Origin of the sequence: Streptomyces sp. A2-16, assembly GCF_018128905.1 — a bacterium.
GTDB lineage: Bacteria > Actinomycetota > Actinomycetes > Streptomycetales > Streptomycetaceae > Streptomyces.
The window spans coordinates 1,685,224-1,708,111 of sequence record NZ_CP063808.1 but is presented as its reverse complement, the minus strand read 5'-3'; the positions used below and the strand labels follow the sequence as shown (position 1 = coordinate 1,708,111).

18 protein-coding genes are annotated in these 22,888 nt (G+C 71.1%); 8 read left to right on the top strand and 10 right to left on the bottom strand.

Annotated features, from left to right (window positions below; genetic code table 11):
* Positions 1-127 precede the first annotated feature (127 nt).
* Positions 128-784 (bottom strand): maleylpyruvate isomerase family mycothiol-dependent enzyme, encoded by a 657-nt coding sequence (locus tag IOD14_RS07990; RefSeq protein ID WP_174269239.1) that lies wholly within the window; start codon positions 782-784, stop codon positions 128-130.
* A gap of 79 nt (positions 785-863) precedes the next feature.
* On the opposite strand from IOD14_RS07990, the gene IOD14_RS07985 reads away from it, so the two are divergent.
* Positions 864-1,337, top strand: a complete 474-nt coding sequence (locus tag IOD14_RS07985) for a MarR family transcriptional regulator (RefSeq protein WP_123991717.1) — start codon at positions 864-866, stop codon at positions 1,335-1,337.
* A 24-nt stretch (positions 1,338-1,361) separates the two neighbouring features.
* Here IOD14_RS07985 and IOD14_RS07980 read toward each other — a convergent pair whose 3' ends face one another.
* Positions 1,362-2,129: a DUF2127 domain-containing protein gene (locus IOD14_RS07980; protein ID WP_123991716.1), complete on the bottom strand. Its 768-nt coding sequence runs from the start codon at positions 2,127-2,129 to the stop codon at positions 1,362-1,364.
* A 177-nt stretch (positions 2,130-2,306) separates the two neighbouring features.
* Here IOD14_RS07980 and IOD14_RS07975 point away from each other — a divergent pair, with 177 nt between their 5' ends.
* On the top strand, positions 2,307-2,924 hold the full coding sequence (locus IOD14_RS07975; RefSeq protein WP_123991715.1) for a TetR/AcrR family transcriptional regulator: 618 nt from the start codon (positions 2,307-2,309) through the stop codon (positions 2,922-2,924).
* Positions 2,925-3,053: 129 nt separating this feature from the next.
* On the opposite strand, the gene IOD14_RS07970 is transcribed toward IOD14_RS07975, so the two are convergent.
* The gene (locus tag IOD14_RS07970; protein ID WP_123992886.1) at positions 3,054-4,457 is read right to left on the bottom strand and encodes a cation:dicarboxylase symporter family transporter; all 1,404 of its coding nucleotides are present in this window, start codon (positions 4,455-4,457) and stop codon (positions 3,054-3,056) included.
* 121 nt (positions 4,458-4,578) lie between these two features.
* On the opposite strand from IOD14_RS07970, the gene IOD14_RS07965 reads away from it, so the two are divergent.
* The gene (locus tag IOD14_RS07965) at positions 4,579-6,528 is read left to right on the top strand and encodes a sensor histidine kinase (RefSeq protein WP_249125865.1); all 1,950 of its coding nucleotides are present in this window, start codon (positions 4,579-4,581) and stop codon (positions 6,526-6,528) included.
* On the top strand, positions 6,525-7,208 hold the full coding sequence (locus IOD14_RS07960) for a response regulator (protein WP_123991714.1): 684 nt from the start codon (positions 6,525-6,527) through the stop codon (positions 7,206-7,208). Before IOD14_RS07965 ends, IOD14_RS07960 begins: the two co-directional genes overlap by 4 nt.
* Before the next feature lie 6 nt (positions 7,209-7,214).
* On the opposite strand, the gene IOD14_RS07955 is transcribed toward IOD14_RS07960, so the two are convergent.
* The gene (locus IOD14_RS07955) at positions 7,215-7,661 is read right to left on the bottom strand and encodes a PPOX class F420-dependent oxidoreductase (protein WP_174269238.1); all 447 of its coding nucleotides are present in this window, start codon (positions 7,659-7,661) and stop codon (positions 7,215-7,217) included.
* Between the two features lie 187 nt (positions 7,662-7,848).
* Here IOD14_RS07955 and IOD14_RS07950 point away from each other — a divergent pair, with 187 nt between their 5' ends.
* Positions 7,849-8,553: a helix-turn-helix transcriptional regulator gene (locus tag IOD14_RS07950; protein ID WP_212669944.1), complete on the top strand. Its 705-nt coding sequence runs from the start codon at positions 7,849-7,851 to the stop codon at positions 8,551-8,553.
* A 72-nt stretch (positions 8,554-8,625) separates the two neighbouring features.
* Here IOD14_RS07950 and IOD14_RS07945 read toward each other — a convergent pair whose 3' ends face one another.
* The gene (locus IOD14_RS07945; protein WP_123991712.1) at positions 8,626-9,651 is read right to left on the bottom strand and encodes an ATP-dependent 6-phosphofructokinase; all 1,026 of its coding nucleotides are present in this window, start codon (positions 9,649-9,651) and stop codon (positions 8,626-8,628) included.
* A 197-nt stretch (positions 9,652-9,848) separates the two neighbouring features.
* Here IOD14_RS07945 and pta point away from each other — a divergent pair, with 197 nt between their 5' ends.
* The 3 genes from pta to pyk all read left to right on the top strand — a co-directional run bounded on the left by pta (position 9,849) and on the right by pyk (position 14,648).
* Positions 9,849-11,948 carry a phosphate acetyltransferase gene (pta, locus tag IOD14_RS07940; RefSeq protein ID WP_212669943.1) on the top strand — a complete coding sequence of 700 codons (2,100 nt, stop codon included), beginning with the start codon at positions 9,849-9,851 and terminating at the stop codon, positions 11,946-11,948.
* Positions 11,945-13,147, top strand: coding sequence for an acetate kinase (locus tag IOD14_RS07935; RefSeq protein ID WP_212669942.1), 1,203 nt, complete (start codon positions 11,945-11,947; stop codon positions 13,145-13,147). Before pta ends, IOD14_RS07935 begins: the two co-directional genes overlap by 4 nt.
* Positions 13,148-13,220: 73 nt before the next feature.
* Positions 13,221-14,648 (top strand): pyruvate kinase, encoded by a 1,428-nt coding sequence (gene pyk / locus IOD14_RS07930; protein WP_123991709.1) that lies wholly within the window; start codon positions 13,221-13,223, stop codon positions 14,646-14,648.
* 69 nt (positions 14,649-14,717) lie between these two features.
* On the opposite strand, the gene IOD14_RS07925 is transcribed toward pyk, so the two are convergent.
* The 5 genes from IOD14_RS07925 to IOD14_RS07905 all read right to left on the bottom strand — a co-directional run bounded on the left by IOD14_RS07925 (position 14,718) and on the right by IOD14_RS07905 (position 22,835).
* The gene (locus tag IOD14_RS07925) at positions 14,718-15,296 is read right to left on the bottom strand and encodes a hypothetical protein (protein ID WP_212669941.1); all 579 of its coding nucleotides are present in this window, start codon (positions 15,294-15,296) and stop codon (positions 14,718-14,720) included.
* A complete protein-coding gene (locus tag IOD14_RS07920; protein ID WP_212669940.1) occupies positions 15,293-19,687 on the bottom strand; it encodes a polymorphic toxin-type HINT domain-containing protein in 4,395 nt (1,464 codons plus the stop codon). Before IOD14_RS07920 ends, IOD14_RS07925 begins: the two co-directional genes overlap by 4 nt.
* Before the next feature lie 35 nt (positions 19,688-19,722).
* Positions 19,723-20,646, bottom strand: coding sequence for a VCBS repeat-containing protein (locus IOD14_RS07915; protein WP_249125864.1), 924 nt, complete (start codon positions 20,644-20,646; stop codon positions 19,723-19,725).
* 262 nt (positions 20,647-20,908) lie between these two features.
* The gene (locus IOD14_RS07910) at positions 20,909-22,240 is read right to left on the bottom strand and encodes a hypothetical protein (protein WP_212669939.1); all 1,332 of its coding nucleotides are present in this window, start codon (positions 22,238-22,240) and stop codon (positions 20,909-20,911) included.
* Complete coding sequence (locus IOD14_RS07905; protein ID WP_212669938.1) at positions 22,230-22,835, bottom strand: DUF6114 domain-containing protein; 606 nt, start codon at positions 22,833-22,835, stop codon at positions 22,230-22,232. The genes IOD14_RS07910 and IOD14_RS07905 overlap by 11 nt, the downstream gene beginning before the upstream one ends.
* Positions 22,836-22,888: the final 53 nt, after the last annotated feature.

The window sequence follows — 22,888 nt, the reverse complement described above, 5'->3', positions numbered from 1 at the left end:
CACCGGCCCGCACCCGGCCGACGGGTCCCGCATGGGCCCGCGCCCGGCAGGCGGGTCCCGCACCGGCCCGCGCCCGACCGACGGCACCGCAAACCCTTCCGCAGCCCCCCCGGCACGCACTCCCCCGTCACCGGGGAGCCGCGACCCCCGTCCACGGCTCCCCGGTGCGCTCGGCCCACTCCCGGGCCGCTTCCGGGCGCCCGGTGAGCAGCAGGAGGAGGGCGGTGACGGGGCCGCGGAGTTCCTCGCCGGTCCCGCGTGTCCAGTCGATGTCGGTGGCGACGAGCCGCGCCTTCGGCAGGGGCCAGGGGCGCGGCGGGAACCGCATGGTCCACACCCGCTCGGCGGCGTCCCGGGCGGCCGCAGGCGGCACCGCGCGCTCACGGCCGAGGGCGAGGGCGATGTCCTGGCCGTGGACGAGGAGGTCGAGAAGGGGCTCGTGGGGCGAGGTCGTCGGGGCGAGGCGGCGCGAGCCGATGATCGAACGGAGGTTGGCGACGATCTCGGTGACCGGCAGCTCGGCCTCGCGGACCGCCGAGTCATGGATCATCCGGTTCCAGTCACCCCGGGCGCGGACCATCTCCCGTACGGCCCGGCCGTAGGAGAAGCGCGCCGCGAGCGTCAGATGGGCGGCCAGGTCCCTGACCCGCCAGTCCCCGCACCGCGTGCGCGTCTCCCACTCCTCGGGGCTCAGGCCCTCCAGCAGGTCGACCAGGCTCGCCCGCTCCCGGTCGACGCTCTGCCAGAGCTCGTCGGTGTCCAGCACTGCACCCACGGCGATCACCCACTCAAGTGGTAAGCTTCTCTGACCAAAGTAGTCAGAGACTCTGACCAATGTCAAGCAGTGCGAGGGAGCGTCGACGATGGTGGCGGAGAGCGAGCTCAACACGGGGCTGCTCCTGTTCCTGCCGTACCGGGCCCTGGAGAATCGAATCTTCGCCGCGCTCGCGGAAGCCGGCTTCGACGACTTCACGCCCGCCCAGGCCCGGGTCATGCAGCGGATCGGCCCCCACGGCACCCGGTTGACGGAGCTGGCCGAGCAGGCCCAGATCACCAAGCAGACCGCGGGCTTCCTGGTCGACCAGCTGGAGAAGACGGGCTACGTCACCCGCGTCCCGGACCCGACCGACAAGCGGGCCCGACTGGTGTGCGGCGCGGCGAAGGCGCGGGCGGCGAAGGAGGTCGCCGACGGGGTCGTCGCCGAAGTCGAGAAGGAGTGGGAGGAGCACCTCGGCAGACGCCGTATGAAGCAGCTGCGCGAGGCGCTGACCCTGCTGCGGGAGATCACCGACCCGTGGGCCGAGCCGACCGGGTCGGAGACGGGAGAAGGCCGGTGAGGACCCACGCGCGGACGTGGGCGCCTACGCGGGGACCCCGGCGGCCTCCTCGACCTCCAGCAGCGAAGCACTCTGCCGTTCCGCCTCGAAGGCCTTGTGGCCGCCGCGCAGGCCGAACAGACGCTTGGCCAGGAGGATGTAGAGGACGGCGAGCACATTGAGCACCAGTGTGCCGATCTTCAACCAGCTGATGTGCTCGGTGAGTTCGTAGATCTCCAGTGGGAGGAAGGCGGCCGTCGCGACCACCGTCAGATACTCCGCCCAGCGCCTGGCGTACCAGAGGCCGACCGCCTCGACGAGTTCGATCAGCGCGTACGCCAGCAGCAGCACCGCCACCAGTACGAGGGTGTTGTGCCGGTAGCCGAACGTCTTCTGGACGGTGCCGACGATCGGCGAGTGGTCGAGGTCGTAGTGGAAGTGCTTGAACACCGGCCGGAAGACGTCCAGATACTCGTCGAAGAGCCTGCGCACCGCGTCCTGGGAGTTGCTGAACTTCCACACCGCCAGCGCGGCCAGCACGATGAACACCCCGCGCACCGCCCGCTCGACCGCGAGGAACCGAAGCACGAACAGGTCCCGCAGCACCTTGCCGCGCGGCACGAGGGGCGCCCGATCGGCGGGCCCCGAGCCGTGCGGGTCGCCGAGGGCGAAGTCGCCGCAGCGCAGGCAGCGCCAGGCCGCACCGAGGGCGGTCTCGGCGTGCAGCCGCTCCCGCAGGCGCGGATGATCGTCCGGCGCGTACGTCACATGCCCGCGGCGGGCGCAGGTCCGCCGGTCCCAGTCGATCTTCATCCCCCGTGTGCCTCCGATGGCAGAGCGTCCCGTTCGGGGACGGCACGCTAGTGCGGCGGGGTAAGAGTTCGGTGAGCAGCGCCACCCGCGCTTCTGCACAGCGATGTGCATCGCCTCGGCGTCGCGCACCGCCCGCTCCCTGCACAACCCCGTGCAGGTCCCCTCGGGAGGGGCACAATGGCGGCCATGACAACGGGCCGCTCCAGTCGCGCCGATGCCAACCGCCGCCGCATCCTCGACGTCGCGCTCGCCGAGCTGCTGCGCGACCCGGACGCGTCCATGGAGCGGATCGCGCGCGCCGCGGGCGTCGTACGACGGACCGTGTACGGCCACTTCCCCAGCCGTGAGGCGCTGATCGGCGCGCTCGTCGACGGTGCCGTGGAGGAGGTGGCGACCGCGCACGCGGCGGGCCGCGAGGGGACCGAGGACCTGGCACTGGCCGTGGCGGGCTCCGTGCTCGCGCTCTGGGAGGTCGCCGACCGCTATCGCCTGCTGGTCGAGCTGGCCCGGCGCGGCGACATCGGGCAGGGCGTCAGGGAGCGGCTCGCACCGGTGCGCGCGGCCCGCACCGAACTGCTCCGGCGCGGCTTGGACGAGGGCGTCTTCGTGTCCCCGCTGCCCGCGCCCGCGCTGGCGCACGTCCACGAGCGGATGATGTTCGCGGTGATGGAGGCGGTGCACGACGGACTGCTGGACGCGCGGGAGGCGGGCCGCACCACCGCGGTCACCGTTCTGACCGCGGCGGGCATACCCGCCTCGCTGGCCACCGTACTGGTGGCGAAAGTGAGCGACTGATCGCTCCGTGGGGTCCGGGCGGCCGAGCTACGGGGGAGTACTCGGCCGCCCGGGGCGGGAGCCGGGCCCGGGTTCAGGTCGGGCCCGGCTCGGCTCTGCGGGGCCCTGCGGCCACCGGTGTCCGGCCGCTCAGGCCTTGGCCAGCTCCTTCTCGCCGCCCTGCTCCGGGACGTCCGCCGGGGCCTGGTCGTCGTGGTCGAGGAGCGTCTTCTCGTCGAAGGGCAGGTGACCGGCGAGCACCTGGTCGACGCGCTCGCGGTCGATCTCCTTGGTCCAGGTGCCGATCAGGACGGTGGCGACGGCGTTGCCCGCGAAGTTGGTCAGGGCGCGCGCCTCGCTCATGAAGCGGTCGATGCCGACGATCAGGCCGATGCCGTCCACCAGGGCGGGCTTGTGCGACTGGAGACCGCCGGCCAGGGTCGCGAGTCCGGCGCCGGTGACACCGGCGGCACCCTTCGAGGCGACGAACAGGAACAGCAGCAGCGGGATCTGCTCACCGATCGACATCGGCGTGCCCATGGCGTCGGCGATGAACAGCGAGGCCATGGTCATGTAGATCATGGTGCCGTCGAGGTTGAAGGAGTAACCGGTCGGGACCGTGATGCCGACGACCGGCTTGCTGATCCCCAGGTGCTCCATCTTCGCGATGAGCCTCGGCAGCGCGGACTCGGAGGACGAGGTCGACAGGATCAGCAGGAACTCACGGCCCAGGTACTTGAAGAGCGTGAGGATGTTCAGGCCCGCGATGATCCGCAGCAGCGTGCCGAGCACGATGATCACGAACAGGAAGCAGGTGATGTAGAAGCCGACCATCAGCAGCGCGAGGTCCTTGAGCGCGTCCACGCCCGCGGAACCCACGACGGCGGCCATCGCGCCGAAGGCACCGATCGGGGCGGCCCACATCACCATGGCGAGGATGCGGAAGACGAGCCGCTGGATGTGCTCGACACCGCGCAGGACCGGCGCTCCGGCCGGGCCCATGGCCTGCAGCGCGAAGCCGGCGAGCAGGGCGATCAGCAGGGTCTGGAGCACCTCGCCCTCGGTGAAGGCGGAGACGAACGTGGTCGGGATGATGCCGAGCAGGAACTCGGTGGTGTCCTTGGCCTCCGCGTCGACCTGCGCGTGCCCGACGTCCTTGACCGCGTCGGTCACGGCGAGGCCGGTGCCCGGGTCGAGGATGTTGCCGACGACCAGGCCGATGCCCAGCGCGACCAGCGACATGATCGTGAAGTAGAGGAGCGCGATACCGCCGACGGCGCCGACCTTGGCGGCCTTCCGTACCGAGCCGATACCGAGCACGATCGTGCAGAAGATGATCGGCGAGATCATCATCTTGATCAGGTTCACGAAGCCGGTGCCGATGGGCTTGAGCTCCACGGCGAAGTCGGGGGCGACCAGGCCGACCGTGATACCGAGGGCGACCGCGACGATCACCGCGATGTAGAGGTAGTGGGTGCGGTCCTTTTTGACTGCGGGTGCCGTATCGGGGGTGCTGGCGGCCACGGCTGCCCTCCTTGACGTCGTCGTCGGCATGACCGGCGTGCGGCTCACGTCCGGGCTTTTGAAGGAATGCCGTGACTATCTCCCGCCCTGTGAGGGCGGTCACCCTTCCGTTCATTTAGTTCACAATCAGCCATGGAGGCAGACTGACGACATGCGTATCCCCGTACCGAGACCCCGCAGCCTCGCGGCCCAGCTCTTCGCCATGCAGGCCGTGCTGATCGCCGTGGTCGTGGCGGGGTACGCGCTGTTCACCTACGTCAGCGACCGAGGCCAGGCCGAGGACGCGGCGCGGGTTCAGGCCAGGGCGGTGGCGCGGGCGGTCGCGGACTCGCCGTCCGTGCGGGAGGCGATCGGCACCGCCGATCCGACGGCCCGGCTCCAGCCGTACGCGCTGAAGGTCATGGCCGACACCGAGGTCGACTTCGTCACGATCATGAGTCCGCAGGGAATCCGCTGGACCCACCCCGACAAGGACCAGATCGGCCGGCACTTCCTCGGCAACACCGAGCGCGCGCTCAAGGGCGAGACCTTCACGGAGACCTACACCGGCACCCTGGGCGCCTCGATGCGGGCGGTCACCCCGGTCAAGGACGAGCACGGGCGGGTCATCGGCCTGGTCAGCGCCGGTATCCAGGTCGAGAAGATCAGCGAGCGGGTGCAGGGCCAGCTCACCGCCCTGCTCGCCGTCGCGGGCGGCGCGCTGGCACTCGGTGCCGTCGGCACGTACGTCGTCAACGCGCGCCTGCGCCGCCACACCCACGGCATGAACGCGACCGAGCTCAGCAGGATGCACGACTACCACCAGGCCGCCCTGCACGCGGTGCGCGAGGGGCTGCTGATGCTGGACGGGCAGTACCGTGTCGCGCTGATCAACGACGGCGGACGGGAGTTGCTGGGGGTGTCCGCCGACGACGCGGTGATCGGGCGGTCGGTGGCGGACCTCGGGCTGCCCGCGCCGCTGACGGGTGCGTTGCTGTCCTCGGAGCCGCGGGTGGACGAGGTGCATCTGACGTCCACGCGGGTGCTGGTCGTCAACACCTCCCCGGTCTCCGGCGGGGAGCAGCGCGGCACCGTGGTCACCCTGCGCGATGTGACCGAACTCCAGTCCCTGATGGGAGAGTTGGACTCGGAGCGGGGATTCACCCAGGCGTTGCGCTCCCAGGCCCACGAGGCGGCGAACCGGCTGCACACGGTCGTCTCGCTGATCGAACTGGGCCGCGCGGAGCAGGCGGTGGACTTCGCGACCGCCGAACTGGAGCTGGCGCAGGCGCTGACCGACCAGGTCGTGGCGGCGGTCGGCGAGCCGGTCCTGGCCGCCCTTCTGCTGGGCAAGACCGCGCAGGCGAACGAGCGGGGCGTGGAGCTGGTCGTGTCGGAGGACAGCCGCCTGGACGACGGACTGCTGCCGGAGAGTCTTCCCGCCCGGGATCTGGTCACGATTCTCGGCAACCTCATCGACAACGCGGTGGACGCGGCGCAGGGCAGCGTGCGGGCGCGGGTGACGGTGACGGCGTACACGGCCGGTACGGCGGACTCGGAGGGCCGCGGGCTGGTCCTGCGGGTCTCCGACACCGGCGCGGGCGTCGACCCGGCTCACGCCGAGGCGGTCTTCCAGCGCGGCTTCTCGACGAAGCCGGCGGGTCCGGGCGGACGCGGGCTGGGCCTCGCACTCGTACGACAGACGGTCAACCGCTGCAAGGGCACGCTGACCGTGGCAGAAGCGGAGGGCGGCGGCGCCGAGTTCGAGGTCCGCCTCCCCCTGACAAACGAACCCCGACCGCCCGAGGCTGCCACCGACACTGCCGACGCCGGGGGCGGGGAGGGTTCCGGGGGTGGTGCGGGGGTCGTGGGTCGGATGGTCACCGATCATGCAGCTGCCGCTGGCCGGGAGGATCCCACCGATCCTGCAGCGGCCGTGGGGCAAGCGCCCACCATTCCTACAGGTGCCTTCGGCCGGGCCGATGCCGCCAATCATGAAGAGGCCGTAGGTCGGGAAGCTCCCAGCGGTCATGCTGCCGCCGCCCGGCAAGGGCCCGCCCAGCGCAAAGCCGACGACGTCCCCGCCCCCGAAGGTGCCACGGTTCCCGGAGGGGACGTATGACCACTCAGCAGCCCATCCGTGTCCTGGTCGTCGAGGACGACCCGGTCGCCGCCGACGCGCATGTCCTGTACGTCAACCGGGTCCAGGGGTTCACGGCCGTCGGCAAGGCCCACACCGGCGCCGAGGCCCGCCGTCTCCTGGACCGTACGGCCGTCGACCTGCTCCTGCTCGATCTGCATCTGCCGGACGGGCACGGTCTCCAGCTGGCCCGTTCGCTGCGTGCGGCCGGGCATCAGGCGGACGTGATAGCGGTGACGTCGGCCCGGGATCTCACGGTCGTGCGTGAGGGTGTCTCGCTGGGCGTCGTGCAGTACGTGCTGAAGCCGTTCACCTTCGCCACCCTGCGGGACCGGCTGATCCGGTACGCGGAGTTCCACGCGTCGGCCGGCGAGGCGAGCGGCCAGGACGAGGTGGACCGTGCGCTGGCCACGCTCAGGGCCCCGGGCCCGGCCGCCCTGCCCAAGGGGCTCAGCGCACCGACCCTGGAGCGGGTGACGGTGGCGCTGCGGGACTGCGCGGAGGGGCTCACGGCGACCGGTCTCGCGGAGGTGGTCGGAATCTCCCGGATCACGGCCCGCCGTTACCTGGAGCATCTGGTGGACGCGGGCCGGGCGGCTCGCAGTCCGCAGTACGGGACGGTGGGGCGGCCGGAGTTGCAGTACCGGTGGGTCAAGGGCTGACCCGGCTCACGAAGGCAGCACCCCGGGACGGAACGGCTCCACCCCCACCACCCTGCGGACCCGCACCGGCTCGATCAGCAGCATCACCCGGCGCTCCCCCGGCAGGAGCCACGGATAGCGTTCCTCGCCGATGTACTTCCGGGTGAGCCGGTCCATGGAGCGTTCCGCCTCCTCGCCCTCGACGAACCGGACGACCCGGCCCCGGATCTCGACGCGGTCGTAGGGGTTCCCGGGGTCGTGGTGGGAGAGGGAAACGTTCGGATTGCGCCGCAGGTTTTCCTCCTTCACACGTCCGATCGCCGTGTTGACCATGACGTACTCACCTTCGAGATCCGCCCACATGGGCGAGACCTGCGGAGCCCCGTCCGGACCGACGGTCGCGAGGTGCCAGAAGTTCGGCGCCAGCAACCGCTCGCGAATATGCCCCTCTACCTTGCCATTCACTTCGTACACGAAGATCGCACCTCTTTCCGGCCACCCGTCCGGGCACCCGGCGCCATCCTCGCCACCCCGCCCGCACCGCCGACAGACGATCTTCGGCCAGCCCGAATGCGCAGTCGAAACCGTAGGTTCCTACAATCCGTGATCCTGGCCGAACAGACCGTAGTCACCGCACATCCCCGCCCCTAGCTTGTGGGCCGTGCGCCGACCCCCCGCCCTGCCGAACCAGCCCGGACCGCCCTTCGACAACCTCACCGCCCGCAGGCTCCGTGTCGCTCTCGGCATGGGGCCCGAGCACGTGGCCTACGGGATGCGCGTCTCGTACGGGCTGCCCTACGTCACCCCGGATCTCGTCGTCGCCTGGGAGCGCGGGATCGTCTGCCCCACCAGTCCTGAACTCACCGCTCTGGCGGGCGTGTTGTGGTGCTCGCCCGGTGAACTCATCGGCCGCCCCCGCACCCTGCGCGAGCACCGCGTCTCGCGCGGCATCGCCCCCGAGGACGTCGCCCGTGCCGTGGGGCTCGAACTCCTCGCCTACCTCGGCATGGAGGAGCACGACGAGTGGCGCGGCACCGACCGCCAGTCCGCGGCCCTCGCCGAGCTGCTGGAGCTGAGCCTGCCGGACTTCGTCGCCGTCACCGGGCGCGAGAGGCGGCTCGCCGAATGCCTGCGGGGCGCGGTCAGCACCCGCTGGCAGGCCTACGTCCGTCAGGTCGCCAAGATCGTGCCCCTGGACCGGCGTCTGGTGGAGGAGACCCTCATGGACCTGCACCGGCAGTACCAGGGGCAGATGGTGTCGACCCTGAGCTGGGGAGGGGGCGGCGAGCGCTCCGGCGCGGCCGGCCAGGAGTTCCTGGACGAGATCGTGGAGCGGTTCTGGGAGGCGGTCGAGAGACGGCCGTAGGACAGCGCCCGCCCGGACGAATGCCCGGCCGGGCGCCAGGCCGAGTGCCCGGACGAATGCCAGAACGTACGCCTAGAAGACCGACTCCGCCTCGTCCATCCGGTCCTTCGGGACCGTCTTCAGCTCGGTGACCGCCTCGGCGAGCGGAACCATGACGATGTCGGTGCCCTTGAGCGCGGTCATCCTGCCGAACTCGCCCCGGTGCGCGGCCTCCACCGCGTACCAGCCGAAGCGGGTGGCGAGGACCCGGTCGTAGGCGGTGGGTACGCCGCCGCGCTGGACGTGGCCGAGGATGACCGGCTTGGCCTCCTTGCCGAGCCGGCGCTCCAGCTCGTACGCGAGTGCCGTGCCGATGCCCTGGAAGCGCTCGTGGCCGAACTTGTCGATCTCACCCGTGCCGTAGTCCATGGTGCCCTCGGCGGGGTGGGCGCCCTCGGCGACGCAGACGACCGCGAACTTCTTGCCGCGGGCGAAGCGCTCCTCGACCATCTTGACCAGGTCGGCCGGGTCGAAGGGGCGCTCGGGCAGGCAGATGCCGTGGGCGCCGGCGGCCATGCCGGACTCCAGGGCGATCCAGCCCGCGTGCCGGCCCATGACCTCGACGACCATCACCCGCTGGTGGGACTCGGCGGTGGTCTTGAGGCGGTCCATGGCCTCGGTGGCGACGCCGACCGCGGTGTCGAAGCCGAAGGTGCGGTCGGTGGAGGAGATGTCGTTGTCGATCGTCTTGGGGACGCCGACGACCGGGAGACCGGCGTCAAACAGCATGCGGGCGGCCGTGAGGGTGCCCTCGCCGCCGATGGGGATCAGCGCGTCGATGCCGAACTGGTGGATCATGTCGGAGGCGCTCTCGCACGCCTCGCGCAGCCGGTCGCGCTCGAGGCGGGAGGAGCCGAGGATGGTGCCGCCGCGGGCCAGGATGCCGCTGACGCTGTCCAGGTCGAGGGCGCGGTAGCGGCCGTCCAGGAGGCCGGAGTAGCCGTCCTCGAAACCGATGACCTCGTCGCCGTAGTGGTCGACCGCTCGGTGCACGACCGACCGGATCACTGCGTTCAGACCCGGGCAGTCGCCGCCTGCGGTGAGAACTCCGATGCGCATCGTGCTGTGTCTCCTGCTCGCTGTTGATACCGGGGAGCCGGATTCCGATTCTTTCACGTCCCGCACGGCCCCGTCGCATCCCGTGCTGACGGGCGCCTTATCCACCGACCGGGGTACTGTCAAGAGGGTTTCCGCTCACCTCGGTGGGCGATTTTCATGACAGCGACTTTTCGAAGGCGATGGAACGGAGATCACGCGTGACCCGCAGCGTGTACGTGACCGGGATCGACCGCGGCGACGGCCGCCAGGTCGTCGAGCTGGGGGTCATGGAGCTGCTGACCCGCCAGGTCGACCGGGTCGGGGTGTTCCGGCCGCTGGTGCACCACAGCCCCGACCGGCTCTTCGAGCTGCTGCGCGCCCGCTACCGGCTCTCCCAGGACCCGAACACCGTCTACGGCCTCGACTACCACGAGGCCTCCGCGCTCCAGGCCGAGCAGGGCACCGACGAGCTGGTCTCCACCTTGGTCGACCGCTTCCACCTGGTGGCCCGCGACTTCGACGTCGTCCTGGTCCTCGGCACCGACTTCGCCGACACCCAGCTCCCGGACGAGCTCTCCCTCAACGCCCGCCTCGCCAACGAGTTCGGCGCCTCCGTGATCCCGGTCGTGGGCGGCCGGAAGCAGCCCACGGAGTCGGTGCTCGCCGAGACCCGCAACGCCTACCGGGCCTACGACGGCCTGGGCTGCGACGTCCTGGCCATGGTCACCAACCGGGTGGCCCGGGAGGACCGCGACGAGATCGCCGAGCGGCTCCAGGGCCGGCTGCCCGTGCCCTGCTACGTCGTCCCGGACGAGCCCGCTCTCGCCGCGCCCACCGTCGCCCAGATCGGGCAGGCTCTCGGTGCACGGGTGATCCTCGGCGACGACTCGGGGCTCGCCCGGGACGCGCTGGACTTCGTGTTCGGCGGCGCGATGCTGCCGAACCTCCTGAAGGCCCTGACCCCTGGCTGCCTGGTGGTCACCCCGGGCGACCGCGCGGACCTGGTGGTCGGCTCGCTCGCCGCGCACAGTGCCGGGACCCCGCCGATAGCCGGGGTGCTGCTCACGCTCAACGAGGTGCCGGGCGACGACGTCCTCACTCTCGCCGCGCGCCTGGCCCCCGGCACCCCGGTCCTCTCGGTGCCCGGCAACAGCTTCCCCACCGCCGCCGAACTCTTCGCTCTGGAAGGCAAGTTGAACGCGGCCACCCCGCGCAAGGCGGAGACCGCGCTCGGTCTCTTCGAGCGGTACGCCGACACCGCCGAACTCGCCCACCGGGTCTCCGCGCCGAGCAACGACCGCCTCACCCCGATGATGTTCGAGCACAAGCTCCTGGAGACGGCCCGCTCCGACAAGCGCCGTGTCGTCCTGCCCGAGGGCACCGAGCCGCGCGTCCTGCACGCCGCCGAGGTGCTCCTGCGCCGCGGGGTCTGCGACCTCACCCTGCTCGGCCCGGTCGACCAGATCCGCAAGAAGGCCGCCGACCTCGGCATCGACCTCGGCGACTGCCAGTTGATCGACCCGGCGACCAGCGCACTGCGCGACACCTTCGCCGAGAAGTACGCGGCCCTCAGGGCCCACAAGGGCGTCACGGTCGAGCTCGCCTACGACGTCGTCTCCGACGTGAACTACTTCGGCACCCTGATGGTCCAGGAGGGTCTCGCCGACGGCATGGTGTCCGGCTCGGTCCACTCCACGGCGGCGACCATCCGGCCGGCCTTCGAGATCATCAAGACCAGGCCGGACGCCTCGATCGTGAGCAGCGTCTTCTTCATGTGCCTCACCGACAAGGTGCTGGTGTACGGCGACTGCGCGGTCAACCCGGACCCGAACGCCGTGCAGCTCGCCGACATCGCCATCCAGTCGGCCGCGACCGCCGAGCAGTTCGGGGTGGAGCCGCGGATCGCGATGCTGTCGTACTCCACCGGTACGTCGGGCTCGGGCGCCGACGTCGACAAGGTGCGCGAGGCCACCGAGCTGGTGCGGCAGCGGCGGCCCGACCTCAAGATCGAGGGGCCGATCCAGTACGACGCGGCCGTCGAGCCGACCGTCGCGGAGACCAAGCTGCCGGAGTCCGACGTGGCCGGGCAGGCCACGGTGCTGATCTTCCCCGACCTCAACACGGGCAACAACACCTACAAGGCCGTGCAGCGGTCGGCCGGCGCGATCGCCGTCGGCCCGGTGCTGCAGGGCCTGCGCAAGCCCGTCAACGACCTGTCCCGGGGCGCACTCGTCTCCGACATCGTCAACACCGTCGCCATCACGGCGATCCAGGCCCAGCTCCCGACCCCCGCTGCAGAGAAGGCAACCGCCCAGTGAGCGCCACCCGCGTCCTCGTCCTCAACTCCGGCTCCTCGTCGTTGAAGTACCAGCTGCTCGACATGCGGGACAGCGGCCGGCTGGCGACGGGACTCGTCGAACGCATCGGTGAGCGGTCCTCGCGGCTGAAGCACACGCCCGGGGGCGGCGCCTCCCGTGAGTGGACCGGCCCGATCGTCGACCACGACGCCGCGCTGAAGGCCGTCGCGGAGGAACTGGCGAAGGACGGGCTCGGTCTCGACTCCCCCGAGCTGGCCGCGATCGGCCACCGCGTGGTGCACGGCGGCAAGACCTTCACCGAGCCGACGGTGATCGACGAGGCCGTGCTCGCCGAGATCGAGCGGCTGATCCCGGTCGCCCCGCTGCACAACCCGGCCAACCTCACCGGTATCCGCACCGCGCGGGCGCTGCGCCCGGACCTGCCCCAGGTGGCCGTCTTCGACACCGCCTTCCACACCACGATGCCGGAGTCGGCAGCGCGCTACGCGATCGACGTGGAGACCGCCGACGCGCACCGCATCCGGCGCTACGGCTTCCACGGCACCTCGCACGCGTACGTGTCCCGGGCGACGGCGGAGCTGCTGGGCCGGTCGCCGGACGAGGTGAACGTGATCGTGCTGCACCTCGGCAACGGCGCGTCCGCGTCCGCCGTGCGGGGCGGGCGGTGCGTCGACACCTCCATGGGGCTGACGCCTTTGGAAGGGCTCGTGATGGGTACGCGCTCCGGTGACATGGACCCGGCCGTCATCTTCCATTTGATGCGTGTTGGTGGAATGTCCACGGACGAGATCGACACTCTTCTCAACAAGAAGAGCGGGTTGATCGGCTTGTGCGGGGACAACGACATGCGGGAGATCCGCCGCCGGATCGATGAGGGTGACGAACAGGCGAAGCTCGCTTTCGACATCTACATTCACCGGTTGAAGAAGTACATCGGGGCCTATTACGCGGTGCTCGGCCGGGTGGACGCGATCGCGTTCACGGCCGGGGTCGGTGAGAACGCGGCACCGGTGCGGGAGGCCGCCGTGGCGGGCCTGGAGGAGCTGGGACTGCTCCTCGACCCGGAGCTGAACGCCGTACGCGCGGACGAGCCGCGACTGATCTCGCGGGCGAACTCGCGAGTAACAATCGCGGTGGTCCCGACGGACGAGGAATTGGAAATCGCAACCCAGACTTACGCACTGGTCGGAGACAACTGAGCGCCCCTCCCCTCATTTGCGTCTTCCGCCAGACGGAATATTCCGAGGCGAAACAAACCGATAGGATCGCCCCATGCGCCGTTCGAAAATCGTCTGTACTCTCGGCCCCGCGGTCGACTCCCACGAGCAACTGGTCTCGCTGATCGAAGCCGGCATGAACGTGGCCCGTTTCAACTTCAGCCACGGCACCCACGCCGAGCACCAGGGGCGGTACGACCGCGTCCGTGCCGCCGCCAAGGAGACCGGCCGGGCCATCGGTGTCCTCGCCGACCTCCAGGGCCCGAAGATCCGTCTGGAGACCTTCGCCGAGGGCCCGGTGGAGCTGGAGCGCGGTGACGAGTTCGTCATCACCGTCGACGACGTCCCCGGTGACAAGACCATCTGCGGAACGACCTACAAGGGCCTGCCCGGTGACGTCTCCCGCGGCGACCAGATCCTCATCAACGACGGCAACGTCGAGCTGAAGGTCCTGGACGTCGAGGGCCCGCGGGTCAAGACGATCGTCATCGAGGGCGGTGTCGTCTCCGACCACAAGGGCATCAACCTGCCCGGCGCGGCCGTGAACGTCCCGGCGCTGAGCGAGAAGGACGTCGAGGACCTCCGCTTCGCGCTGCGCATGGGCTGCGACATGGTCGCGCTGTCCTTCGTCCGGGACGCCAAGGACGTCGACGACGTCCACCGCGTGATGGACGAGGAGGGCCGCCGGGTCCCCGTCATCGCCAAGGTGGAGAAGCCGCAGGCGGTGGACAACATGGAGGACGTCGTGATGGCGTTCGACGCCGTCATGGTGGCCCGCGGCGACCTGGCCGTCGAGTACCCGCTCGAGAAGGTCCCGATGGTGCAGAAGCGCCTCATCGAGCTGTGCCGCCGCAACGCCAAGCCGGTGATCGTGGCGACCCAGATGATGGAGTCGATGATCACCAACTCCCGCCCGACCCGCGCCGAGGCCTCCGACGTGGCCAACGCGATCCTGGACGGCGCGGACGCGGTCATGCTGTCGGCCGAGTCGAGCGTGGGCGCGTACCCGATCGAGACCGTGAAGACGATGTCGAAGATCGTCAGCGCGGCCGAGGAGGAGCTGCTCTCCAAGGGCCTGCAGCCGCTCGTCCCCGGCAAGAAGCCCCGCACGCAGGGTGGTTCGGTGGCCCGTGCGGCCTGCGAGATCGCCGACTTCCTCGGCGGCCGCGGCCTGGTGGCCTTCACCCAGTCCGGCGACACTGCCCGCCGCCTGTCGCGCTACCGCGCGCAGCAGCCGATCATCGCCTTCACCACGGACGAGAACACCCGCAACCAGCTCGCGCTCAGCTGGGGCGTGGAGTCCCACGTGGTGCCGTTCGTGAACACCACGGACGAGATGGTCGACATGGTCGACCAGGAGATCGCCAAGATCAACCGCTTCAACCCGGGCGAGATCGTCATCATCACCGCCGGCTCGCCCCCCGGCGTCCCGGGCACGACGAACATGCTCCGGGTGCACCACATCGGCGGCGCTCAGCAGTAGTTCTTCCGGTACGGCACCGAGGGCGCTCCCTGTGGCGGGGGCGCCCTCGGCTGTTGTCGCGGGCAGGGGCTACGGCAGTCGTTCGGCCACCCGCGCCCACTCCTCGACCTCGCTCCAGCGGGGATGATCCGCGAGGAGCGCGAACAGCGGCCGCACCGTGGCGAGCAACCGCCGGATCATCCGGAGCGCCATGATCCGCTCACGGAACCTCGGGATCTCGTCCGGTTTCACCTCCTGCCACCACGAGGCCAGCCGGACGGCCTCCTCGATGGACATGGGCATGGCGGCAAGCGCGCGTTCCAGCACGGCCTCGGGGTCGAGCAGCGCGACACCCACGCGCGGCCGGAGGCGGAACAGCAGCCAGGAGCGCAGGTTCAGGTCCCGCAGCAGCCACTCGTTGCCCTGCTCCCCGACCGACCGCTCGGCAGCCGCCAGCAGCGCCGCCCACGCCTGCCCGATCTCGCGCCACTGCTCGTCCGTCAGCCCGGCCGGCCCGCCCGGATCGGTCTGAAGCCGCGCGGCGAACTGCTGAGCCGCGGCCATCCACTGACTCACGTCCCCGTCGGCCGCGGCGACGCCCGGCGCCGACCAGCGCCGCACATGGCCGTCGAGGTCGAGCCGGTCGAGGCCGTCGAAGCATGCGGTCACCCGAACATCACCCCCGCCGCCTCGAACATCTCCCTGCCGAGCTGCTCCGCCCCGCCGCCCGCGGCCCAGAACGGATCGCCCGACTTGAAGAAGTGCCCGCTGTGGGCGTTGATCTCCAGCCCGAAGTACTGGCCGCCGCCGCCCGCGAGCTGGGCCTCACCGGCGGCCTGCACCGGGGCGCCGCCGCTCAGCACGGGATGGGAGAGCTCCTCCCTGCCCACCATCTTGGGCATGATGACGAGCTGCCCGTCCTGGAGCACGGCCCACTTGATCTTTTCGCCGTCCATGTCGATGTACTTGTCCCAGTTCGCGGAGCCCGGCTTGGCCGGCCGGATGCCCAGCCGCTCGGCGGCGGCGAGTTCCTGTTCGAGGGTGATCGCCATGTTGTTGGGCCAGATCCGACAGGCATTGTGCACCAGTACCCGGGAGGCGCCCACGAAGTACGTGTGGTCGCCCTCGACCTCGAAGTTGAACACCTGCACCGGTGCGCGCTTCGTCGAGACCGACTCGACCCGCGCTCCCTTGCCGTCCAGGGTGGTCAGCCGGTCACCGGGACGCAGCGCCTGGGCGCCCGTCCAGCCCTTGCCCGTCACCCAGAACGGGTGCTCGGTCGTGGCTCGCAGGGTCTCCGAGCCGATGTCGACGGAGACCAGCGCGTCGGCCGTACGCTGCATGACCCCGGCGACCGTGCGCAGCCGGCGCTCGCCCGTCTCCGGGTCCTGTGCCCAGACCCGGTCACCGGCCCGGATCTCCTCGATCGGCCTGGTCCCGTGGTCGGTGGCGATCCTGGTCCCCGCCGGGAAGCACATGGAGTTCAGTGCCTGCCGGCCGAGGCTCTCCAGCCGGGCCGCCGCGGACGCGGAGAGCCCCGAGCCGCGCAGGCCCCAGATGGCCCGCCCGAGTCCGGCTCCGCCGCGCATCGCGGTACGGACCGCGAACGCCGCCTCGGCCGCCTTCACCAGCAGGCCCGGGATGATGATGCTGCCGAACAGCCAGGCGCAGCTGCTGATCTTGCGCTTGTAGCAGCCGACGATGTCCGCGACGGCGCCGGTGGCGATCGCCTTGAGGACGGACGCGGTCAGCTTGAGCCCGTCGACGTGGACGTCCTCCTCCTTGAACGTGACGTCCAGAGGAGAGCTCGTGAGGTAGTCGCGCTGGATCGACGAGCCGCAGTGGGCGCGGTCCACGCCGGGCAGCGGGCAGGACTCGATGTAGAAGTCCATCTCGCCGTAGATGTGGAATTCCAGGTCGATCTCGCAGCCGATGTCGCTACCGGAGTGGCTGCCGACGCAGTCGCTCAGCGGGTTGATGTCGACCTTGGAGTCGCCGCTGGGCTTCATCACGACGCCCTCGACGCCGGTGCCGCCGCCGTCGGCGGTGCGCTCCTGCTCCTTGCGGTCCTCGAAGTCGACCTGCTGGGTGCGGATGGCGGCCTCGGCGGCCTCCACGGCGAGGTTGCGGGCGTTGGCCGCGGCGGCCTCGGCCTCGGTCGCGTCCCGTTCCGCCTTGTCGGCGACGGACCGCGCGGTGGAGGCGTCGGACTCGGCCGCGTCGGCCGCGCTGCGGGCGCTGGCCGCGTCCCGCTCGGCCGCGTCGGCGGAGGCGTCCGCGTCGGTGGCGTAGCCGTCGGCCGCGGTGGCCGCGGTCTGTGCGGCGGCGGCATCGGCCACCGCCTGCTTGTCGTACGCGACGGTGTTGGCCTCGGACCGCTGAGCCGCCTTCGCGGAGGCTGCCGCCGCATCCGAGGATGCCTGCGCCGCCGCGGCCGAGGTGCTCGCCTGTGCGGCCCACTCCGCCGCGTTCGCCGCCGCCTCGGCCGCGGCCTTCGCGTCGGCGTTCGCCCGGGCCGCGAGCGCCTTGGCCTCGGCGGCCGCCTTCTTGGCCTGCGCCGCCTTGGCGTTGGCGACGGCGACCTGCTGCTGTGCGGCGGTCTTCGCGGCCTGTCCGGTCAGCACCGCGAGGCCCGCCGAGGAGTCGGTCTCCGCGTAGGGGGAGCCCAGCTCGATGGCGTCGTTGGCCGGTTTGACGACCTGCGCCGCCGAGTCCCGGGCCGCTGCCGCGGCCTGTCCGGTGGCGTAGGCGTACCCGGCGGTGCGCACGGCGTCCGCGTTGGCGAGGACGGCCTCGGAGCGGGCCACCACGGCGTCACCGCGTGCCTTGGCCGCGGCCTTCTGCGCGGTCTCGGCCTCGGCCTTGGCGGCGATCGCGTTCCACTTGGCGGCCTGGGACGCGGCGATCGCGTCCGCGGCGGCCGCGTGGGCCTTCTTCACCGCGGCCCCGGTGATGGCGACATCGCGCTGGGCGCCGTCCGCGGCGGCCTGGGCGCGCTTGGCCGCCCCCTGGGCCCTGGTGGCGGCCTCACGGGCGTTGGTGGCCGCCGCGGTGGCCTCGTTCGCCGCCTGGCGGGCCTCGGTGGCCGCCGCAGTGGCGTCGTCGGCGGCCGAGCGGGCCTTGGTGGCGGCCTGCCGTGCCTCGATGGCGTCGGCGGTGCCGTCCACGGCGGCCAGCAGCGCCTCCGCGGCCTCGGCCTTGGCGACCAGGGTGTCGCGGCGGTCCTCGGCGGCGAGCGCGCCGTTGCGGGCGTTGCGCGCCCGGCTCTCGGCGGCGACCGCGGCGTCCCTCTTGCCGGACGCCGTGGCACCCGCTGCCTGCGCGTCGGACAGCCTGTCGGCGGCGACCTGCCGCTGGGACTGGGCGCGGCCCTCGGCCTCGTGCGCCTTGTTCCGCTCGGCCGCGGCGAGGTCCGCCTGCGACTTGGCGTAGTCCCGCTCGGCCTCGGCCTTCTGCCGCTTGGCCTTGGCGTCGGCGGCTGCGTTCTTCGCGGTCTGCTCGGCTGCCTTCGCCTTGTTCTCGGCCGCCTTGGCCTCGGAGGCGTGCTTGGCGGCCTCCTCGGCCTGGGCGGCGGCGCCCTCGGCGGCGGCCTTGGCCTGCGCCTCGGCCTCCTGGGCGGCGATGCGCCGGAACTCCGCCTTGGCGGCGTGCGCCTGGGTGTTGGCGAGCGAGTCGAGCGTCTTGCTGTCGGCGGCGGAGGCGCGGGTCGCGTTGAACGCGGTCTCCACGGCCTTCGCCGCGGCCTGGGTCGCCGCCGCGGACGCCTTGGCGACCTGCGCGGCCTGCTGGCCGTACAGCAGGCCCCGGCCGCGCGGCAGACCGGCCGCGTCGGCGATGCCGTACGCCTGCGTCTGCGCCTGGGTCACCGCGTCGGCCTGGGTCTTCGCGGACAGCGCGGCGCGGGAGGCGACGTAGAGGCGTCCGCCGGCCCGGCCCTGGGCGTCCGTGATCCACTTCTTGACCTTGGTGAACTCGGCCGTGGTCGGGTAGTCGTTCGGGTGGTCGGCCTCCTTCTGGCCGGTCCAGTAGGCCTGCCAGTCCGTGAGCCGGTTCGCGATCAGCGACTGGGCGAGCGCCTCGCCGAGTGCCTGCGAGGCCGTCGACAGGTCGGCGTTGGCCTGCTTCTCGGCCCGGATGATGGCATCCCGCTGGGTCTTCTGCCCGTCGAGTTCCGCCTCCCACTCGGTGTGGGCCGTGGCGATCTCGGCGCCGAGCACCTCGTGCGGGTCCTCGGGGTCGGTGTACGCGCAGGACGCGAAGCGGGCCTTGAGGTTCTCCACGTCGATCCGGAACTCCATCGAGTCCGGGTCGGGAACGGTGGTCGGGAAACCGCCGTACTGGAGGAAGAGCCGGGCGTCGTCGGCGTACATGCCGTGCATGAACTGCAGCGACTCCCACGCCTGTTCGTCCTTGTAGTCCGCGTCGGGGTCGTTGCCGTAGCGGGAGTTGTAGACGGCCGTGGCCGCGTCGACCGACTCCTTGCTGGCCAGGGGGTGCGGATTGGTGTAGAAGTCGCCCTCGTCCTTCCAGAACTGGGCGGCGACCCAGGACGTCAGACCGATCTTGTCGAAGGGGTCGTCCTTGGCCTCCACCCACTGGAACCCGGTGTAGGTGTAGGGCGGCGGCGGGGTCTGGACGGCGAGGGAGGTCTCCCACGCCTTGGGACGGCCGGACAGTTCCTCGCTCTTGGCGTCGGCGGTGGCCTTGTCCCTGTCGTACGCCTTGCTGAGCGCGGTGTCGTTCCAGTACGACGGGTCGGCGGCCGTGTGCAGTTGGTCCTCGGTGCCGACGAGGCCGGCGCGTGCGGTCTCCTTCATCGCGGAGCCGCCCTTGCGCAGGACCCCGCTGAGGAGGCACTGCTCCTGGCGGACGCGTTCGGCGGCCTTCGCGTCGAAGGCGGTGGGCACGGGGTCGACGGTGCTCGCCGTCCGCTCGGACTGCCCGGTGAGGTCGGGAAGTTGACCGCCCGTCACCGCGATCGCGCCGGCGACGGCCATCGCGGTCAGGGGCAGGAAACGGGATCTCGGGAGGAGCCCCCGTCTGCGTGCGTTCGTACGCATGGGAAACCTGTCTGTGAGTACGGCGGGAAGGGGGCTCAGAACAGCAGGTTGTACTGGGTCCAGCCGCTGGTGCCGATCTGCGTGCGGGCGCCGAAGGGGGCGCTCGCGGTGCCGGTGCCCTTGTAGAGCCACAGGGCGCCGGCCGCGTCGACGGCCATCAGGTCCGCCTTGCCGTCGCCGCTGTTGTCGCCGGTCGACACGACCGCGGTGTAGTCCTTCCAGCCGGTGGTGGCGGCGGTGACGCTGGTGCCGAGGACCGCGTCGGCCGTGGCCTTGCCGGTGCCGGGGTAGACGAGCAGGCTGCCGGCGCTGTTGCGGGTGACGAGGTCGGCGATGCCGTCGCCGGTGTAGTCACCGCGCCCGGCGATGACGCTCATGCCGTTCCAGCCGGTGGAGTCCTTCATCCGGATGCGGGTGGCGAGGGTGCCGTCGGCCTTGCCCTGGTAGAGCCACAACTGACCGTCGGTGCCGCGGGCGACCAGGTCGGGCTGGGCGCTGCCGGCCATGTTGCCGACGGAGACGATGAGGTTGTACTGGTCCCAGCCGGTGCCCAGCACCTTGGTGTCGTTGCCGCGTTCGGCGGTGTAGTAGAGGGTTCCGCCGATCCTGAAGTAGAGGTCGTTGCCCCGGCCGCTGTCGGAGATGTTGGCCTGTGCGAGCGCGGTGGCCACGGAGTAGCCGGTGCCGAGGTCCGCGCGGGCCTTCCAGCCGCCGGTGCCCTTGGCCTCGTAGTCCCAGAGGCGGCCGTCCTTGCCGCGGGCGAGGAGCGGGAGGAGGCCGGTGCCGTCGGCTGCGGCCTGCTGGAGGAGAGGGGCGCCGTCGGTGGCGGCCGCCTGCCCGGGACGCGGCTCGGGCGGCTCGTCGTGCGCCGCGGTGAGCGCGACCACGGTGGTCACGGCTCCCGCGAGAGCGAGAGCGGCCGCCCGGCGCAGCGGGCGGCTGAAGGAGATTCGTTTCAAGGCGAGAGGTTCCCGTCGGTGGGGTCGGCGGGGACCCGCACGCGCACACCAAGACGCCGTGAACACAGGTCAGGTGTTCCCCGGTGCCGCCCCCGCGCCGCGTCTGGTCATGTCCACGGCAATCGCAACCCTATGGGACCTATGTGGATTGTGTGAAGGGATTTACCGAAGGGGCGCCCGCCCGCGACTGTGCCCCGCCGGATCGGGTCCGGCGGGGCACAGTCTTCCTGCGGCTCCCGGAAGGGTTCGTGCGGGCGGTGACTCAGCCCTCGCTGTACTGGTGCATCCCGGGAACGTGCAGGGTGCCGCCGTACTGCGCGGCCTGCTTGACCGTCACGTTGGTGAAGTAGATCAGCGGGATGTTCAGCGGCGGCGGGTTGTCCGGGCTGAACGTGATCGGTATCAGCCCCAGCAGGTTGCCGGAGATGCTCTCGGTGTACATCGTCGTCTTGCCGTCACGGATCGTGGACGTCGTGCCCTTGCCGGCCTGCACGTGGTACGTCTTGCCGCGCTCGGTGACGATCTGGTGGAGGTCGCCGATGTCGGTGCCGTCGGAGATGACGTACTTCAGGACCTGCTTGGTCTTGCCACTGGCCGTCTTGACCTTGACGATGCCCTGGTAGTCGGCGCCCTTGAGGAGCAGCGAACTTGCCTTCAGGGTCCAGGCGTTGTCCGCCACCGTCACCCCGGGCTCGGTGTCGCCCACGTCGTCCGTGGCGACCGGGCAGTCCTCCGGGTCCGTGGAGGAACTCGCCGAGGGGCTCGGGGAGGCCGTCGCGTCGGCCGCCGCCTCCTCCGCCGCCTTGGTGGTGTCCTCGACGGCCTTGGTGGTGTCCGTGGCCGCCTTGGACGCGGTGTCGGTCGTGTCCTTGACGGTGTCCTTCACCGTGTCGGTGACCTTGTCGGTCGTCTCCTTGACGGTGTCGCCCGCACTGTCGTCCGCGCTCTTGGACGCCGAGGCCGAGGGGGTCGGCGTCGGGTCGGCACCGGCCGAGTCGTCGGAGCCGGAACCACCCGTGAAGATCCCGGTGATCGCGTCGCCGATGTCCTTCAGGATGTTGCCGTCGTCGCTCGCGGAGGCCGACGGGGACGGCGTGGCGGTGTCGGAGCCGCCGGAGCCGGAGGAGGAGCTGCTCTCCTCCTTGCTCGCGGACGCGGAGGGCGTCGGCGTGGGCGTGGCCTTGTCGTCGGAACCTGAATCCGACGAAGAGGAGTCGTTCGAGCCGGAGTCCGACCCCGAGCCGGAGTCCGATCCGGAGGAGGCCGACGGGGACGGCGTGGCCGTGGCGTCGGTGGACGGGGACGCACTCGCCGACGCGGACGGGGAGGCGCTGCCGTCCAGTGCCGCGATGCAGTCCTTGTACTCGTCCGCCGTCAGGCTCTTGGCGGTCGGCGCGTCGTCCGCCAGGGCGAGCGTCGGGGTGAACCCGATGCCCATGAGGACCGCGGTCGGCATGGCCGCCATGGCTATCGCTTTGCCGGCCGGCATGTGGAACCTGTTGAACAGCGGCTTCTTGGGGGCCGCGTGTCGAGGCCCGGTTCTGACCTCCGCGGCGGCCGCGGAGCCCTCGCCAGTGAGGTTCTCAGCCGACACGGTACCCCCCGTTCGCGTCCTCGCCGCCGGCCCAGGCACTCTCGGGCGTCCGGTCCGACGATCCGTCACGCCCGGGCTCCTTCGCCTCGTACGGCGCGGGCTCGTCCGTCACCGGCCGCAGGATCGCGGTGTCGGGGTCGGCGCCGTGGGGCGCACCGCCCTGAGTCCCGTTCTCGTCCACCGGCTGCGGCCGGGGCGGCGCTCCCGGCGCCCAGGAGACCGCGAGCGCGCCGCCGATCAGGGCGAACAGGAAGCCCAGGATGAAGCCGCCGATGTTGGAGACCACCAGGGACACCAGGGCTAGGACGATCGCGGCGACACCGGCGAAGATCCGTGTGGCCTGCTGGAACCACATGGTCAGGCCCAGCGTGAACAGCAGTACGCCGATGATGAGGGAGCCCGCTCCCGCGGTGGTCGCCATGGCGATGGACATGGTGCCCAACTTGAGCGTGGCGTACGGGAAGTAGGCGATCGGCAGACCGCCGAGCAGCGTGAACAGACCCGCCCAGAACGGGCGGCGGCCTCGCCAGGCACGGAATCGCAGGCGCAACCGGGTGAAGGTCCCGGCGCTCTGGACCGGAGTCTCGGCACTCATGGAAAAAGCTCCCTGGGTCCGGAAGTACGTACCGGCTCGGCCGTGGGCGTGGA